Below are 16097 nucleotides of genomic sequence, written 5' to 3'. Positions count from 1 at the left end.
AATACAAATAACCTTTAATCATGTTGTAAATTTTTAGGAATATAGAAGTGTGGCAAAGGCTCAGGCTTAGCCTGTTTGCCTTGTCTTGCCGCTCTCAGTTGCATCACATAACTCAGAATGTGGGCGATAGCGACAAATAAGCCCGCTGGGATCTGCTGTTCAATTTGAGTCGAGTAGTAGATGGCACGAGTCAGTGGTGGTAATTCAATGACCTCGACCCCACTACGCTTAGCAATATCACGCATATAGAGCGCTAACTCATCGGTGCCCTTAGCCAATACATAAGGCGCATCAGCCTTGGTCATGTCATATTTAAGCGCGACCGCATAATGACTTGGGTTAACTAATAATACGTCGGCTTTAGGCACCGAAATATCGGCTCGTGAACGGCTAAGACGTTGCTGCATTTGGCGGATCTTAGCCTTGATTTCAGGTTTACCATCTTGCTGCTTATGCTCATCTTTCACTTCTTGCAGTGACATTCTTAGCTCTTTATGATGATGCCAATACTGATACGGCACATCGATAAAAGTGATCACCAGCAGACCTAACCCCATATAGAGCATAGCCAAACTCAACATCTCAATACCGCGCGTAACGGCTTCGTCGATAGGCAGCTGACTCACTGCCATCAAGGCTTGAAAGTTCTTCTGCAAAAACAGCAGCATGATACCAATAAGCAAGACTATTTTTAGAATTGATTTTACCAACTCAACCAACGACTTAACCGACGCCATCCGCCCCAATCCAGCAATCGGGTCGATACGGCTGTATTTAAAGTTAGCATTGTTAAAGTTAAGTATCGGCCCCCCCGGCATAGCGCCAGCCACCATGGCAATTAACGCCACCATCAAAAACAGTGGCCCAAGAATATTTAACACTTCCAAGAGGGAGTAGGCTAAATGGCGCGTCATCATTCCGGGCTCATCCAGCTGCGCTTTGGTAAATGACATATTGATTCGTGTCATTGCTGCAACCTTAGCGGCAATCCAATCAGCCGTTGTTGTCAGTAATAGAGAACACCCGATGATCAACGCCGAAGAAGCCAGATCTTTTGAGCGTGGAACCTGCCCCTGTTCACGGGCCTTCTTTAATTTCTGCGGGGTCGCTTTTTCTGTTTTACTCTGGCCAGAGTCTTTATTGCTCACGCTGTACCACCAATAAACTGGTACATAGCAGATAACGCATCTAAACAGAGGTCGCTATAACGAGTCGGTAATCCACTGAATGAGAAAAATACGCATAGCAACCCCATCAACATCGACATAGGAAAGCCTAAGGCGAATACATTTAATGACGGTGCAGCGCGGCTCAATACACCAAAGGTAAGATTGACCACTAACATGGCCAGAATAGCAGGCAGTGCCAACATAAAAGCGGCGGCAAAAATCCAAGAGAAACGCGCAATGAGTCCCATTAAGGGTAAATCAAACACGCCCATCCCAATTGGCCACAACCTAAAACTATCCACTAAGATGCCAATGGCCACCAAATGGCCATCTAGTGCTAAAAATAACAGCGTGCCATATAACATAAACCACAGTCCAAGAATGGGGTTTGAGCCACCACTGGACGGGTCATTCATCACCGCCATCGACAAGCCCATTTGCATCGACATCATCGCGCCAAATAAGGTTAAAACATGGATCATAATGGACAAGAATAGTGCCAGCATAAAACCAATTAGCAATTGTTCTAGCCCTAATATCAATGCCTGAAAAGAGACTGCATCAACCTCCGGAAAAGGCGGTAGCATAGGGGCGATTAGCGCCGATATACTAAGAGCTAATAGGATACGAACCATGGCAGGAATGTAGTTATTACCCAGAAAAGGCATCACCATAAATGCCCCCATAATGCGGCAAAATGGCCACCAAAACGTACCAATAAAAGTACTTATCTGGACAGAGGTCAGTGACAGCAAATATGCCTCCTTATCCGGTAAGCTTTAGCAGCCTCCAGATGGACTAGGTTCAATAACGGTAAACGAGCCATACATAGCCAATAAGAGGTTTCGATAACACTGCTATTCTGGATTGAGGTAAGCGATAACAAGCTATTCGTCCTCAGCCAATAAGATGGGGAATATTTAGAAATAAGCGATCAAAAAAGTCGCAAATTTTCATCAGCAACCACTCTCCCGCAAACACAACCATCAATAAAGTGATCACCAGCCTTGGTAAAAAGCTAAGAGTTTGTTCATTCACCTGAGTCGCTGCTTGAAAAACCGCAATAAACAAGCCGACCATTAACCCTGGTACAACCAAAACGCCCACCATAGCGACGACAAGAAAGATAGCTTCAGCAAATAGCGCTGTGAGTTCATTTACACCCATTGCGCTAAGCGACTCTATTGATCAAAAAGCTAATCACTGCCGGCCAATCATTGAATATAACTAACGCTGACACCAATAAACTCAACGTCAGGTAAATCATGTCTATGATTGAAATATTAAGTGTTTCATCATTATTAACTGTCTTCATCAACAATCTCTCTGCGGACAAATATTACGATTAAACAATGCGCTAACCATAACTTGCCACCAAGGTACTCACCGTCATCGACCAACCATCGACTAACACAAACACCATTAATTTAAAGGGCAAAGAGATAATTAGTGGCGACAGCATCATCATCCCCATAGACATCAGCACGCTGGCGACCACCAGATCGATCACCAAAAAAGGTAAAAACAGCAGGAAACCAATCTGGAATGCCGTCTTTAACTCGCTCAATACAAATGCAGGCATGAGTACAAAAAAGGGGATTTCATCAGCGGTTAATGTGGTAGGTTCATCAGCAATTTTTAGCATCTGCTCAAGATCAGTTTCTCGGGTTTGCGCCAACATAAATTGACGCAATGGCACCTCGCCACGTGCCACAGCCTCAGGAAGCTCTATCTGCCCCATATCGTAGGGTAGAAAAGCATCGTCATAGATCTCTTGTCCAACGGGTCGCATAATAAAAATGGTCATCACTAAAGCGATACCGATTAATACCTTGTTTGGCGGGCTTTGCTGCAAACCTAAGGCTTGACGTAGAATGGCTAACACTACAATTATTCGAGTGAAGCTGGTGAGCATCATTAATAATGCGGGCAGAAAACTCAGCACTGTCATCAAGGCTAAGATTTCCAGCTTTACACTCACAGCTTGTGTCTTATCACCATCAGCTAGAGAAAATAACGTTAATCCATCACTCGCATAAGCCGCCGATGAAAAACACAACCCAAAAACCAGCAACACTCGCCACATAGTTAGTCAACAGCTCCAGTTAGGCTGGTCGCTTCCACTTCGAGCAAGCGCACACCATAACGACCATTCACTTCAACTACTTCCCCACGTCCTAATAAGGCACCATTAACTCTAATATCCAATGGCTCTCCCACCATACGATCGAGTGCCACAACATCACCTTCCCCCATCTGTGCCAACTCGCCGAGAGACATCTCTACGCTAGCAAGCTCTAAAGTCACATGTACCGGAAGCTGATTGAAAAAAGACATATCTCTTACCGGCTTAGCTTGAACTTTTGGCTCACGGCTTTGCTCATCGGCAAAAAAATCATCATCGAGTAAAAAGTCTTCATCTTGTAGAATATTATGTTCAGCCATTGGATTGTTCCTCCATTTGAAAGGCTTCTTGGGTCAATTTGGCCACCATCTGTCCCTCATGGGTATGAACTGTGGCGTAAAAAAGTGGACGTTTACCCACGGTAACAGGGCAGCGAGAATGCAAATTCATCGGCAGAATATCGCCAACAACCAAACTCTGTAGAGAAGTAACAGGCATGCTCTGATGCCCCAATTCGAGTAATGTTCGCAATGGGATCTGTTTGAGTCGATGCGCCAACTTTTCAGATAAGGCTGGATCAGCCTGATATTGGCTTGGCTGTTCAGCCATCAACTCTAATAGGTACTCTGCCATATAAAAGCAGATTGAAGGACCTGCATGGGCAGCAGGGAAAGATAACTCACAACACACTGGCGCTTTAATCGGTGTGGTATTCATCACCAATTCCAGCTCCAGTTTTTCTTCATCTATCTCCGTTATCGGCAGTGTTTTTATCACCGCCATCATCAAACGTTTAACTAAGCGAAATTCAGACTGACTCGGTGCTCTCATAGGAGACTTTAGCGCACTAGAGCAGCTACCATAGTAGCCACTTGCAAGCTGATCTAAAGTGCACTTATCTATTAACCACCACCCCAGATCGACACGGTTATAACTAAGCAAAAACCAAGCATGATGTAATTGAGGATTAACGACATTAGTTTTTGCACTCAACGATACTTTTGATAAAGCGTAATGTCCCTGTCGAGTTATAGGCGTCAGCAATTCATTAACAGCATCCATTATAGGTCGCCGACATGACTCTAATTGCATTAATAATCGACTTCTAGCCAACTTTTCCTTTATCAAGACCACAGGCCTTACATCTATCCCTTGGCTCGATTTGATCAAATTGGCTTTAGCGGTTGTTTTCATCCTAAATTCCACAACAAAATAACGTCAAATAATCGACGAAAAAATAAAAGCGCTATTTAAATGACGCGCGACAAAATAATGGCTAAATAAAAAATCACTTTCAACAATCAGCTGGAATATTATTTACACCAACAAAAAGAATTAACATTAAACAAGCCACCCAAAAAGCAACAAATAAAACCCACCTATAAAGCGACTGTATTAAAGAAAACTTTAATTTATTTTGTTATTTTTTCAACCAAATTAAAATAGACTTTAAAAACAAGCACCTACAAAGCCACAACTTCATCAAAAACAAAGAGATAAAAAGCAACACGTATTAAAATCGAACAATTTAACGCTGTTAAATAATGGCGGCAAGCTTACATCACATCTGAACCAAATACACTTAACTTTAACTAAAGTTTTAAAAATCTGATTCAAGCACAAAATACAAATAAAAAGTTTTACATAGTTTAGTATTACGTGTTTAATTGGCAACCTTAAAAAGACAAATATAAAAACAATAAATCACAGTATCTACTTTTAAGGGTTATTGGAAATTGAAACTATCAGTTTATATATTAATCTGTTTTGTTTTTATTTGTAAAAACATCACAAATAACGCATTTGCGGCACCAATTAACTATCAAACTCCTTTTGAAAAAGCTCACTGGCAATTTGTAGGCGATCAATTTGGCTGCGAGATTACTCATAGAGTCGCAAGCTTCGGTACGCTCGCATTAAAAGCGAACCCAGGTGAAGCACTGAGTTTTGCTTTGCAAGCTGACTGGCTTAGTTTACATAACGCTCAGAGCCAAGCCTCTGTCGTTCCCGCTTCTTGGCAGGAACAAGCGCATCAGCCTATCGCCACGACCTCACTGCACTGGTTTGGCTCACAGGCAATCAGCCAAAAAAATACCGCAGCCTTTTTAGAAGCGCTAGAGCAAGGGTATACCTGGCAAGTCAATATCAAGAGCGCCGAAAGTAGTGGCTACCAAATAAGCTCTAGCCCTATATCGACGAGTTCTATAGCCAATCAATTTAGGCTCTGTCGTCAACAATTGCTGCCGCAACCTTTTACCTATTTGCGACGTCTAGAGTTCTTATTTGCCCCAAGTTCAAGTTTGTTAAATACATCTCATGAACAAGACCTGTATGCCATTTACCGTTACCTGCAAGCAGATCCTAGTATCGTTGAAGTGCTGATCGACGGTCACGCCGATGCTTCTGGTGACCACTTGGCAAACTTGATACTCAGTAAAGAACGCGCCGACGAAGTGGTCTCTCGGTTAATAGAGCTAGGCGTTCCGGCACAGATGATCCAAACACGTCATCACGGTACCCGAGCCCCAATCGCCAGCAATAACAACACTGAAGGACGAGAGCTAAACCGTCGAGTCACTTTACGCTTAGTCAAATCAGCGAAAAATGCTGCAGTAACCTCAGCTTTGAGAGCTAAAAATGAATCGTTCTAGTTTAAGGTTTGTCGATACAGAGCTGACGCAATCGAGTCAAAGTAAGTTGATACAACAAGGCTTTAATCTATGGCAATCCGATAATAACAATCGCCCTTGGTTAAGCTTGATCAACCTGTCTCATTGCAGCAATCAAAATGTGGCCGCACAGTTACGACAATTTCCGGGCAAGCATCAAGTCGCCCTACTCGATCCCGAACAAACAGAGTTAGCCAGTATCGCGATGCAGTGCGGTGTACAAGATTATTTGTTACTGCCAATAGATGAAGAGCAACTGTGCTCACTACTACAAAGGTTACGCCGATTAGAGCTGCCCAATAATGAGTTAATTTGTGCGGCCCCTGTTAGCCGCCAACTATTGATGCTGGCTCATCGCGCCGCCAATACCGAAGCGACCGTGCTACTCACCGGTGAAAGCGGTACCGGCAAAGAGCCGCTCGCCCGCTATATTCACCGCCATTCTAATCGTGCAGATAAAGCCTTTATCGCGATTAATTGTGCTGCTATCCCTGAAAGTATTTTAGAGTCGATTCTGTTTGGCCACATCAAAGGGGCCTTTACCGGTGCAACAACAGACCAGCCAGGTAAATTCGAACTCGCCAATGGCGGCACATTGCTGCTCGACGAAATCGGCGAAATGCCACTGCTTTTGCAGGCCAAGCTACTGCGAGTCCTACAAGAGAGAGAGGTTGAACGACTAGGCAGTCACAAATCGATTACGCTAGATATCCGGGTCATTGCCGCCACCAATAAAGATCTACGCCAAGCAGTGCAAGACGGTAAATTTAGAGAAGATCTCTTCTACCGCTTAGATGTACTGCCTATCAAGATATCGCCACTGCGCCAGAGACGTGAAGATATTCTGCCTATTGCGGAACATTTTCTACAACGATATAAAATTCTGGCGGCTAATCAGCAATGCTACTTCAGTGAACAAGCACGAAACTTACTCTTAAGCCACGACTGGCCCGGTAATGTGCGAGAGCTAGAAAATACCATTCAACGAGCGCTTGTTATGCGCCGTGGACAAGCCTTACAAGCAGAAGAGCTTGGTTTAGTCAATCAAGACGGTTCAGCCTTGGTAGAACAAAATGAGTTAGGGCTTAAAGCCTCAAAACGCCAAGCTGAATTCCAATACCTCATAGATACCCTTAAGCGCTATAACGGCCACCGCAGTAACACGGCTCAAGCCTTAGGTATGACCACTAGAGCATTAAGATACAAGCTAGTACAAATGCGTGAAGAAGGCATTGATATCGACCAGATCCTGTCGCAATCGGGTCATGCTGCATAACCAGCTTTTAAAGATAAATAAGGAGCACATATGTCAAATGCCAACATCGCCAGCACCCAGTCAATGATCCAGCAACTCAATATTCATTCAGAGATGGCAAAGGGAGCGATTAAAGTCGGCCCAAATCCGCGAGATTTTGGCCTACAACCGGCTTCGTTCACAGAGTTAATGAAGCATAAAGTTGCCTCCATCAATGCTGATCAAAATGCATCATCAGCCTTGGTGGCTGCCGTAGATAGTGGTCAGAGCGACGACCTTGTTGGCGCCATGGTTGCGTCTCAAAAGTCTAGCCTTGCATTTTCGGCCATGATTCAAATTCGAAATCGCCTAGTGCAGGCATTCGATGACGTAATGAAAATGCCGATCTAAATCATGCCGCACCCTATAACCACTCTTGTATTAACGCCCAAAAACTCAACAGTCTTTTTGAGCAAGGATAACTAAAAGCATGTCAACCACATTGACTCAAACCAGCCCTGTCATGACAGGTGTAAATGGCAACAATGATCGTATTAACTCGCTGAAACAGAAATGGCATCAGTTCAGTCGAGGAGACCGACATGCTGCGACACTCGGCATTCTCGCGATAGTTGCAGCCTGCGTAATCGTGTTAATGCTATGGAGCACAGGCCAAGGTTATAGCCCTCTATATGGCAATCAAGAAAATGTCGAAACTTCGCACATTATTGAGGTGCTCGAAGCCGAAGGCATTAGCTACCGCCTTGACCCAACATCAGGTTTGGTAATGGTTCCTGAAGATAAACTCGGCAACGCCCGTATGGTGCTTGCTGCTCGCGGTGTTAAAGCCAAAGTCCCATCAGGAATGGAGTCGCTCGACGCTTCGGCTATCGGTACCAGCCAATTTATGGAGCAAGCCAAGTATCGCTATAGCCTCGAAGGTGAACTCTCGCGCACTATCATGGCGCTAAAAGCGGTCAAGGCTGCTCGCGTCCACTTAGCCATTCCGAAAAAGACCCTATTTATTCGTCAGCAACCTGAATTACCTTCAGCCTCGGTAATGTTAGATCTCTACGCGGGACAACAGCTACAAGCCCAACAGATCACCTCTATCGCAAATTTAGTTGCAGGTAGTGTGACAGGCATGACACCAGAGCGAGTACAAATTGTTGACCAAGAAGGTAATCATCTCAGTTCGGCAATTAATGCTAATCAAGATCTAAGCCAAGCACGTGATAAACAATTGCTGTACACCCAAGAGCTAGAACAAAGTCTTATCAATCGCGCATCTAGCATGCTGCTCCCTATTCTTGGTCAAGACAACTTTCAAGTACAAGTGGCAGCACTGGTCAACTTTAACCAGGTAGAAGAGACTCGTGAGTCCCTCGATCCTCAAACCGTTGTTAGCCAAGAAAAGCAAAGCACGAACCAAACAAATGGTGATATGGCGCTCGGCATTCCAGGCGCACTGAGTAACCAGCCACCAGCGGCAAATGCGGCGACCAATAACAGCACGAGCAATCTAAACCAACAAGAAAGCCGCCAGTTTGAAGTCGGTCGCTCAGTTAAGCACACCCGCTACCAGCAGATGCAGCTAGAAAACCTGTCGATCTCGGTACTGCTCAACAACCAAACAGCAGGGGAAACAGGCTGGACTCAACCGCAACTCGACCAGATGAGCACCATGGTGCAGGACGCGATTGGTTACTCAGCAGCTCGTGGTGATCAGTTTAGTATCAGCAGCTTTAACTTTGCCCCTGTAAAAATTGCTGAATTTGAACCGCTACCTTGGTGGCAAGGTGAAAGCTATCAAGCCTATTTGCGCTATTTTATCGGCGCGATTTTAGGCCTAGGCATGATCTTCTTTGTATTACGCCCGCTGGTGCAGCATCTAACTCGTACCGTTGAACACAATATTAAAGACACACAGACAGCAACGCCGACGCCATTGATGCCACCAGCAGAAGCAGCAGCAGATTTAAACCAAGATGCAGTCCAAGCCGCGGCCGATAATTTGCTTGCAAACAATAATGCCAACATCAACAGCAACTGGACCAGTAATCTGAGTTTACCGGCTCCGGGATCGCCTTTGACAGTGCAGATGGAACACCTAAGTCTACTCGCCAACCAAGAACCAGCAAGAGTTGCCGAGGTCATTTCCCATTGGATTAGCGACAGAGAGAGTGAGCAAAACACTCATCAAGCTTAATAAACCCATTGCATTTAGCGTTAAAAGAATAGGCAAATCGAACAGTGAATAATGAACTCACAATCAAGATGGACAACCTAGAACAAGCAGCCATGTTGCTGCTTAGCATGGGTGAAAAAGGTGCGGCACAGGTCATGGCGCATTTAGATCGCAATGATGTACAGCACCTAAGTCATAAGATGGCGCGGTTATCGAGTATTACTCAGCATGAAGCCGAGGCCGTATTGGGTCGATTTTTTACCCGCTATCAAGAGCAGTCAGGGATCGCCAGAGCGTCGCGTACCTACTTACAAAAAACCTTAGATCTGGCGCTCGGAGATAGGGTCGCCAAAAGCCTCATCGACAGTATTTATGGCGATGAAATTAAGGTGCTAGTTAAGCGACTCGAATGGGTTGACCCTCAGTTACTCGCACGAGAGATTGCCAATGAACACTGCCAGCTACAAGCCGTACTATTAGGTTTATTACCGCCAGAAAGTGCCGCTCAAGTACTACATGGGCTTCCGGCAGAAGGACAAGATGAAGTGCTTGTCCGTATAGCTCAGCTTGGTGATTTAGACCGAGAAGTGGTTGATGAACTAAAGCAACTGGTCGAGCGCTGCATGCTAATGGCAATGGAGAAAAGTCACACCCAAATTAGTGGTGTGCGTCAAGTTGCCGATATTCTCAATCGATTTGATGGTGACAGAGAGCAGTTGATGGAAATGCTCAAGCTACATGACAAGCAACTCGCCAGCAACGTGGCCGACAACATGTTCGACTTCATTATTTTAGGTCGTCAAAAGCCTGAAACCTTACAAGAGATCATGGCCGTTGTACCTGCCGATGTATTGGCATTAGCGCTTAAAGGTATTGAAAACGAACTTAAGATGACATTACTTGCAGCCCTACCAAAACGTATGTCTTCGGCAATTGAAACCCAAGTAGAAGCGATTGGTACAGTGCCATTAAGCCAAGCGATAGCAGCGCGTAAAGAGATTATGGAGCTGGCTAAGCAGATGATGGATGAAGGTGAAATCGAACTACAGTTATTTGAAGAGCAGGTGGTAGAGTAATGAGCCCATTCCTTACAAAATCCGATCCACGTTGGCGTCTTGTAGGCCATCATGCTCGCCGTCATCGTTTTTCGCCTCTAACGGCCCCTCTCACCGAAAACGGCACTGAAGGCGCTAATTGGCAAGACTTCCAGCAAGCATTCGATAAAGGCTACGATGAAGGTGTACACAAAGGGCATCAAGCCGGGTTTAGCTCTGGTGAAGAGGAAGGTCGCCAATCTGGCTATGCTGCGGGCTTTAACCAAGGTCGCATTGAAGGTCAGCAAAAAGGCAAAGACAATATCGATGACCAACTTAACAGTATTATTGCCCCATTAGGCGCGCTAAAAGCATTACTGGAAGAGGGTCACAATCAGCAGATCCTACAGCAGCAATCATTGATCCTCGATCTTGTGCGACGAGTGTCTTTGCAGGTTATTCGCTGTGAACTCACCCTGCAGCCACAGCAAATTTTAAACTTGATTGAAGAAACCTTATCAGCCCTGCCCGATGATCCGAGCCAAGTTAAAATTCATTTAGAACCTAGTGCTGTTGATAAGCTCAAAGAGCTTGCTGCCGACAAGATTGACTCTTGGACCTTAGTCGCTGACCCTAGCATCAGCGCTGGCGGATGCCGTATTGTCAGTGAAACAGCCGATGCAGATGCATCCGTTGAGACTCGCCTCAACAGCTGTATGGCTCAAGTTGAAGCTCACCTACAAGATACGCCGCAAACAAGCAGCCCAGCAAACGAGGCTGACGTTGAAGTTTAACGCAGATATTTTAGATTGGCCTAAGGTCCCTGTCGCCCAAGTTTACGGGCGACTCACCCGAGTTAACGGCTTGCTACTCGAGGCCGTCGGCTGCCAACTTGGCACTGGTGATCGCTGTTATGTCGAGTGCCGTGATAATCAATTAGTCGAGGCCGAAGTCGTTGGTTTTTACAAAGAGACCCTGTGTCTAATGCCCATTGAGCCCACTAACGGTTTGATGCCAGGCTCTCGGGTTATGCCCATTGAAGGGCGCAGTCAAATACCAACAGGGCTTGGATTACTCGGACGTGTGCTCGACGGCTTAGGTCAGCCACTCGATGACTTAGGCAGTATTAAACATATTCCCCATGTACCTCTGCAGTTTAAGGGCATTAACCCTTTACTACGCAAGCCGATCCGCGAACCTTTAGATGTGGGTATTCGCGCAATCAATGCCTTACTCCCCGTTGGCCGTGGTCAACGTCTCGGACTGTTTGCAGGTTCTGGTGTTGGTAAAAGTGTACTGTTAGGCATGATGACACGCTTCACCGAAGCTGATGTGGTGGTCGTTGGGTTAATTGGTGAACGTGGTCGAGAAGTTAGAGAGTTTATCGAAGAGTCATTAGGCGAAGAGGGCCGTAAACGCGCCGTAGTAGTTGCCGCCCCTGCCGATACAACGCCCTTAATGCGAATGCGCGCCATGCGCCTATGTCACCACATTGCCGCGGCCTACCGAGATCAAGGTAAGCAGGTGCTGCTACTTGTCGACTCATTAACTCGATACGCACAAGCCCAGCGTGAAATTGCGCTGAGTTTAGGTGAGCCACCAGCAACCAAAGGTTACCCGCCGTCAGCATTTGCGCAACTGCCTAGCTTAGTGGAAATGGCCGGTAACAGTCAGCACCCCAGCGGTACACTGACCGCCTTTTATACCGTATTAACAGAAGGTGATGATCAGCAAGATCCCATCGCCGACTCCGCTCGAGCTATTCTTGATGGCCATATCGTGCTTAGCCGTAAGCTAGCAGAGCAGGGACACTTTCCAGCCATCGATATCGGCGCTTCAGTCAGCCGCTTAGCCACTCAGGTTGCGAGTCAAAATAGCCTAAAACAGGGACAGTGGTTTCGTCATCTCAATAGCCGCTATAACGAAGTGAAAGAGCTATTACCCTTAGGTGGCTACCAAGCAGGACATGATCTTGAGATGGATATGGCAGTAAAAAGCTATCCACAAATGGCAGCATTCTTACGCCAAGAGACCCATACCCAAGCCGACCTGAATCAAAGCCTCAGCGCCTTAGAACTATTAGTTAGTCAGATGGGTTTTTCTCTTTCAGCCGAATAGATAGTGGAAAAAATTTAGATGAAGCAATTACTCAGATTATGTCAGCAAGAAGAGAAAAAACTCAGCCAACTTGGGCTACAGCGAAATGCAGCGCAGAGCAAGATAGACACCATAGCACAGCAAAAGCTGCAGCTTGGACAGATGGTCACCGACTACACTCAAGTCAATATTACTGGCGGTACGGTAATGATGCTGCAAAATAGCGCACAGATGATCCAAGCCATCGAACCCATGTTGAAACAATTAACTCGCAAGCAGTTATTACTGCAACAAGAGCAACAAAGAATGCATCTGCTTTGGCGTAAACAGCTCGGTCGCCAGCAAGGCTTACAATGGTTATACAAAGAAAGATTGCTTCAGCGTGATCTATTACAGCAAAAGCAAGAGCAGAAACAATTAGATGATCTAGCAGCGCGCTATGCGACCCGCTAATAAACTGGCGGTTAACGTATATTGCCGTAATCGATAGCACTGTCATTTTCGCGCTGCAGCAATTGGTTAATAATCTCTTGCTGAGACACTAATAACTTACCGTTGGCTTCATTCACCTGCTGGCTCTCTTTCACCAACAACAGTAAATTTTCCCACAACATAGACACCTGCACCGATGACGACGGAGGCAGCTTAGCAATTAGCGCCACCATGCCACTGGCATTACCCGCAAAACCTAATTTTTGTAAGGTCCTACGTCGTTCGCTGGCCTTATTCATTAAGCTATCGCACAAACTCGATTGATGTTCATTATGATGCTTAAGACCCGCATTATCTCGACGTTGCATCAATTCTCGTTGGCGCTTTAACAGACTTTTAAGCTGCTTATAGCCTTCAATATCTTGGCGAATGCCGCGCACTATTCCCTGCACTAACTCTCGCTTACTGATGCTCTGACTCGACTCACCCATGCTGTAACACCATAGCATCGGTTAACTTCTCAAGATCGAGGTCAAAACTGCCATCGATCAACGACTGACGCACCTCTGCAACTTTGGCGAGATCAAAGTCAGGCAACTGCTCAAGGCGATGCTGACTGTGTTCAATCAACCTGCAGTCTGCACTCACTTCTTGCTGAGGTTTTATCTGTGCAGAAACGGGGCTCTCTTGCGGCTGGAGCAAGCTTTGAGTCTTGCTCTTACTTGTGCCCATTTCAGCATTGATTGTGCTGTTTATCTTGTTTATTTCCATAATGCCTGCCTCAAATACGCCTACTATAGGAAGTAAAGCGACACCATACAGCCCATTCTGAAATAGCAGCGCGATTTAATAAATCGTTACACCATCAGGGCATTAAAACTGCGTTGCGACCCGTCCCTTAGCAACCGGATAAGCGGAGATGATCTTGCCAGAGCTAAGGTTCTTAACCCGAATCGCCTCCCCCTCACCGCCCCCTTCCAACGCCTCGCCCGGCATGTTGGCGTAGAAACCATTGCTTCTCGCTTCGATAATGACTCGGTCACCAATATTGACCCACTGAGGTGCACTCAGTTGCAACGCCCTGATCGGCTGATAACGACGCACCTTGCGCACAACCTGCCGACCAACAATTTCATCAAAAACCGTCACTAAATCTCTATCAGATGGCCGCAACTTAATCACCTTCCAATCGATATCTGCGGTCAAGATATGCTCCCCACGCTTAAGCACCCGATTGGCGACGGGGATTTTTACACTAACGCTTACCGACGCTCGAACATAAAGACTCCAGCCCAGAACATCACAACTCACCTTACGCTGCACATTGCCCAAAGGGATACCAGAACCGACATCGATGATGAGCTTTGAAGGGCAAAGCTCTAACCTCTTCGCACCCGAGGGTATCTTGATCTTAATATCAGAACTTAGCTGAGTTAAACCGGCTTGTTGTTGCCATAACTCTAACTCTGTAGATAACAACTGACTAAATGCCTGATCTATTTGCTGCGGTGCGTCCAGCGCAGTTTGTGCGGTACTTAACAGCGGAAACAAACCGGAAATACACAGGAGGAAGCAGGAAACACAGGTTCCGATCTTGCGCCGCACATTTATGCAAACCATTGAAAAACCTCACCTAAAACTATTGGCACACTAATTGAATAGTCAAGCAGTAATTAAACTGGATACACCATACTAGGAGTCGTAATGGCTATCAACCTTGATGCCGCATTGGGCATTCACCCGCACACGTTAGATTTCAGAGTCGAGCGCAGCAAGATGCTGGCTGGTAATTTGGCCAATGCAGAGACTCCAGGCTACAAGGCGCGAGATCTCGACTTCAAAAATGTGATGTTGCAGATCAACGCCGGTATGTCTCCAGACCGAAATTATCAAGCCAGTTATCGCGTGCCTTATCAAACATCAGCCGACCAAAACACGGTCGAACTAGGAAAAGAGCAGGCAAGATACTCGCAAAACTCCATGGATTATCAAACCAGCCTAACCTTCCTCAATATGAAGATTTCTGGCTTACGTACCGCTATCGAAGGTCAATAACCTCTTATGTCATTTGCAGAAATTTACCAGATTGCGGGGGCGGGAATGAACGCCCAAACCATTCGTCTTAATACGGTTGCCAGTAACTTAGCCAATGCTGGGGCCGCTGCAGAAAGTCCAGATGAAGCATTTCGCGCATTAAAGCCTGTATTCTCGACCATCTATAAACAGACTCAAGAAGGTCAAGTCGCCGGTGCTCATGTGGAAGTATCTGCCATAGTGCAATCTGATGCGCCGCTGGATCTTCGCTATGAACCCGATCACCCTTATGCCGATGAGCAAGGTTATGTCGCTTACTCCAACGTCAATACCATTGAAGAGATGGCAGACATGATGGCGGCGAGTCGCTCATTTGAAACCAATGTTGAAATCATGAACCGCGCCCGCTCAATGCAGCAAGGTTTACTGCAGCTAGGAGCGAAATAATGAACGTTACCAATACAGCAAGCACCAATAATACCAATAACGTCGTTAATTCACCGGGGAATGACTCTGCATCTATCAAGAACGAATTCATGACCTTGATGATTGCTCAAATTAAAAACCAAGACCCAACCAATCCGATTGATGGTACTGAATATGTCAGTCAACTAGCTCAATTTTCTCAAGTTGAAAGTCTTGAGCAGATGCGTGCTAACCAATCGACGCAAATGGTGATCATGGAAAACCTAGGTATTGTGCAGTCAGCACAGCTTGTCGGTAAAGATGCCATGGTACCCGCCTCTGAGTTTAGCCTCGACGGCACTCCTATCGACGGCAAAGTCTATCTCGACAGCTCGGTTGAAAACTTGAGTATCGATATCGTCGATGAGCACGGTGAGGTGGTACACAGCTTAGAAATGGGCCCACAAGAAGCGGGCGATCGCAGTTTCACTATCGACCCACAAGCATTAGAACTGCCTGCAGGTGAATACAGCATTGTGGCTAACACCACGGCTGGAGAAGTCAGTAAAACAGCTGATACCTTCGTAAAAGCTGAAATCGAAAAAATACATTTCATCAGCGCATCAGGAATGATGATGGCTGAGCTCGGTAATGGTCTAGGCACGATTTCGGTGCTTGAAATCTCTGAAGTTTCATAATTGGTTTAAAGG

20 protein-coding genes are annotated in these 16097 nt (G+C 45.9%); 11 read left to right on the top strand and 9 right to left on the bottom strand.

The features are described from left to right. Positions 1-14: 14 nt before the first annotated feature. The 6 genes from flhB to ACVBJC_RS12105 all read right to left on the bottom strand — a co-directional run bounded on the left by flhB (position 15) and on the right by ACVBJC_RS12105 (position 4356). Entirely contained in the window at positions 15-1148 is a 1134-nt protein-coding gene (gene flhB, locus ACVBJC_RS12130) for a flagellar biosynthesis protein FlhB (RefSeq protein ID WP_447161023.1), read from the bottom strand. After that, the gene (gene fliR / locus ACVBJC_RS12125) at positions 1145-1924 is read right to left on the bottom strand and encodes a flagellar biosynthetic protein FliR (RefSeq protein WP_447161022.1); all 780 of its coding nucleotides are present in this window, start codon (positions 1922-1924) and stop codon (positions 1145-1147) included. Before fliR ends, flhB begins: the two co-directional genes overlap by 4 nt. A 142-nt stretch (positions 1925-2066) precedes the next feature. After that, positions 2067-2336 carry a flagellar biosynthetic protein FliQ gene (locus ACVBJC_RS12120; protein ID WP_447161021.1) on the bottom strand — a complete coding sequence of 90 codons (270 nt, stop codon included), beginning with the start codon at positions 2334-2336 and terminating at the stop codon, positions 2067-2069. A 190-nt stretch (positions 2337-2526) separates the two neighbouring features. Next, positions 2527-3255 (bottom strand): flagellar type III secretion system pore protein FliP, encoded by a 729-nt coding sequence (gene fliP, locus ACVBJC_RS12115; protein WP_447161020.1) that lies wholly within the window; start codon positions 3253-3255, stop codon positions 2527-2529. 2 nt (positions 3256-3257) lie between these two features. Continuing rightward, positions 3258-3614: a flagellar motor switch protein FliN gene (gene fliN / locus ACVBJC_RS12110; protein WP_447161019.1), complete on the bottom strand. Its 357-nt coding sequence runs from the start codon at positions 3612-3614 to the stop codon at positions 3258-3260. Continuing rightward, the gene (locus ACVBJC_RS12105) at positions 3607-4356 is read right to left on the bottom strand and encodes a FliM/FliN family flagellar motor switch protein (RefSeq protein WP_447161018.1); all 750 of its coding nucleotides are present in this window, start codon (positions 4354-4356) and stop codon (positions 3607-3609) included. The genes fliN and ACVBJC_RS12105 overlap by 8 nt, the downstream gene beginning before the upstream one ends. A 674-nt stretch (positions 4357-5030) precedes the next feature. Between ACVBJC_RS12105 and ACVBJC_RS12100 the strand changes: the two genes are divergently transcribed. The 8 genes from ACVBJC_RS12100 (at position 5031) to ACVBJC_RS12065 (ending at position 12969) form a co-directional block, all read left to right on the top strand. Beyond that, positions 5031-5945, top strand: a complete 915-nt coding sequence (locus tag ACVBJC_RS12100) for an OmpA family protein (RefSeq protein WP_447161017.1) — start codon at positions 5031-5033, stop codon at positions 5943-5945. Beyond that, complete coding sequence (locus ACVBJC_RS12095) at positions 5932-7239, top strand: sigma-54 interaction domain-containing protein (protein WP_447161016.1); 1308 nt, start codon at positions 5932-5934, stop codon at positions 7237-7239. Before ACVBJC_RS12100 ends, ACVBJC_RS12095 begins: the two co-directional genes overlap by 14 nt. A gap of 30 nt (positions 7240-7269) precedes the next feature. Beyond that, entirely contained in the window at positions 7270-7608 is a 339-nt protein-coding gene (gene fliE / locus ACVBJC_RS12090) for a flagellar hook-basal body complex protein FliE (protein ID WP_447161015.1), read from the top strand. A gap of 79 nt (positions 7609-7687) precedes the next feature. Further along, positions 7688-9406 carry a flagellar basal-body MS-ring/collar protein FliF gene (gene fliF, locus ACVBJC_RS12085; protein WP_447161014.1) on the top strand — a complete coding sequence of 573 codons (1719 nt, stop codon included), beginning with the start codon at positions 7688-7690 and terminating at the stop codon, positions 9404-9406. 68 nt (positions 9407-9474) lie between these two features. After that, entirely contained in the window at positions 9475-10461 is a 987-nt protein-coding gene (locus ACVBJC_RS12080) for a flagellar motor switch protein FliG (RefSeq protein WP_447161101.1), read from the top strand. Continuing rightward, on the top strand, positions 10461-11213 hold the full coding sequence (gene fliH / locus ACVBJC_RS12075; RefSeq protein WP_447161013.1) for a flagellar assembly protein FliH: 753 nt from the start codon (positions 10461-10463) through the stop codon (positions 11211-11213). The genes ACVBJC_RS12080 and fliH overlap by 1 nt, the downstream gene beginning before the upstream one ends. Beyond that, the gene (locus tag ACVBJC_RS12070) at positions 11203-12537 is read left to right on the top strand and encodes a FliI/YscN family ATPase (protein ID WP_447161012.1); all 1335 of its coding nucleotides are present in this window, start codon (positions 11203-11205) and stop codon (positions 12535-12537) included. The genes fliH and ACVBJC_RS12070 overlap by 11 nt, the downstream gene beginning before the upstream one ends. Before the next feature lie 18 nt (positions 12538-12555). Then, the gene (locus ACVBJC_RS12065; protein WP_447161011.1) at positions 12556-12969 is read left to right on the top strand and encodes a hypothetical protein; all 414 of its coding nucleotides are present in this window, start codon (positions 12556-12558) and stop codon (positions 12967-12969) included. Between the two features lie 11 nt (positions 12970-12980). Here ACVBJC_RS12065 and flgN read toward each other — a convergent pair whose 3' ends face one another. From flgN to flgA, 3 genes are all read right to left on the bottom strand, one after another. Beyond that, positions 12981-13439: a flagellar export chaperone FlgN gene (gene flgN, locus ACVBJC_RS12060; protein WP_447161010.1), complete on the bottom strand. Its 459-nt coding sequence runs from the start codon at positions 13437-13439 to the stop codon at positions 12981-12983. Continuing rightward, positions 13432-13719 (bottom strand): flagellar biosynthesis anti-sigma factor FlgM, encoded by a 288-nt coding sequence (gene flgM / locus ACVBJC_RS12055; RefSeq protein WP_447161009.1) that lies wholly within the window; start codon positions 13717-13719, stop codon positions 13432-13434. The genes flgN and flgM overlap by 8 nt, the downstream gene beginning before the upstream one ends. A 102-nt stretch (positions 13720-13821) precedes the next feature. After that, entirely contained in the window at positions 13822-14553 is a 732-nt protein-coding gene (flgA, locus tag ACVBJC_RS12050) for a flagellar basal body P-ring formation chaperone FlgA (protein WP_447161008.1), read from the bottom strand. A 99-nt stretch (positions 14554-14652) separates the two neighbouring features. On the opposite strand from flgA, the gene ACVBJC_RS12045 reads away from it, so the two are divergent. Genes ACVBJC_RS12045 through ACVBJC_RS12035 form a run of 3 tightly spaced genes read left to right on the top strand, consistent with a single transcriptional unit; the run spans position 14653 to position 16085 of the window. Continuing rightward, the gene (locus ACVBJC_RS12045) at positions 14653-15003 is read left to right on the top strand and encodes a flagellar basal body rod protein FlgB (protein WP_447161007.1); all 351 of its coding nucleotides are present in this window, start codon (positions 14653-14655) and stop codon (positions 15001-15003) included. A gap of 6 nt (positions 15004-15009) precedes the next feature. Further along, positions 15010-15429, top strand: a complete 420-nt coding sequence (gene flgC / locus ACVBJC_RS12040; RefSeq protein ID WP_447161006.1) for a flagellar basal body rod protein FlgC — start codon at positions 15010-15012, stop codon at positions 15427-15429. Then, on the top strand, positions 15429-16085 hold the full coding sequence (locus ACVBJC_RS12035) for a flagellar hook assembly protein FlgD (protein WP_447161005.1): 657 nt from the start codon (positions 15429-15431) through the stop codon (positions 16083-16085). The genes flgC and ACVBJC_RS12035 overlap by 1 nt, the downstream gene beginning before the upstream one ends. The last annotated feature ends 12 nt before the right edge of the window (positions 16086-16097 follow it).

The sequence above is a fragment of the Shewanella sp. 0m-6 genome, from assembly GCF_052977325.1.
Note: the sequence above shows the minus strand (reverse complement) of the source record. Positions and strands in the feature narration are given on the sequence as shown.

Coding starts and splice junctions, on each gene's coding strand:
- fliH (WP_447161013.1), top strand. CDS start 10,461: ATGAGCCCATTCCTTACAAAATCCGATCCACGTTGGCGTCTTGTAGGC.
- fliP (WP_447161020.1), bottom strand. CDS start 3,255: ATGTGGCGAGTGTTGCTGGTTTTTGGGTTGTGTTTTTCATCGGCGGCT.
- fliN (WP_447161019.1), bottom strand. CDS start 3,614: ATGGCTGAACATAATATTCTACAAGATGAAGACTTTTTACTCGATGAT.
- ACVBJC_RS12120 (WP_447161021.1), bottom strand. CDS start 2,336: ATGGGTGTAAATGAACTCACAGCGCTATTTGCTGAAGCTATCTTTCTT.
- flgC (WP_447161006.1), top strand. CDS start 15,010: ATGTCATTTGCAGAAATTTACCAGATTGCGGGGGCGGGAATGAACGCC.
- ACVBJC_RS12035 (WP_447161005.1), top strand. CDS start 15,429: ATGAACGTTACCAATACAGCAAGCACCAATAATACCAATAACGTCGTT.
- ACVBJC_RS12080 (WP_447161101.1), top strand. CDS start 9,475: ATGGACAACCTAGAACAAGCAGCCATGTTGCTGCTTAGCATGGGTGAA.
- ACVBJC_RS12045 (WP_447161007.1), top strand. CDS start 14,653: ATGGCTATCAACCTTGATGCCGCATTGGGCATTCACCCGCACACGTTA.
- fliF (WP_447161014.1), top strand. CDS start 7,688: ATGTCAACCACATTGACTCAAACCAGCCCTGTCATGACAGGTGTAAAT.
- flgM (WP_447161009.1), bottom strand. CDS start 13,719: ATGGAAATAAACAAGATAAACAGCACAATCAATGCTGAAATGGGCACA.
- ACVBJC_RS12095 (WP_447161016.1), top strand. CDS start 5,932: ATGAATCGTTCTAGTTTAAGGTTTGTCGATACAGAGCTGACGCAATCG.
- ACVBJC_RS12105 (WP_447161018.1), bottom strand. CDS start 4,356: ATGGATGCTGTTAATGAATTGCTGACGCCTATAACTCGACAGGGACAT.
- ACVBJC_RS12065 (WP_447161011.1), top strand. CDS start 12,556: ATGAAGCAATTACTCAGATTATGTCAGCAAGAAGAGAAAAAACTCAGC.
- flgN (WP_447161010.1), bottom strand. CDS start 13,439: ATGGGTGAGTCGAGTCAGAGCATCAGTAAGCGAGAGTTAGTGCAGGGA.
- fliE (WP_447161015.1), top strand. CDS start 7,270: ATGTCAAATGCCAACATCGCCAGCACCCAGTCAATGATCCAGCAACTC.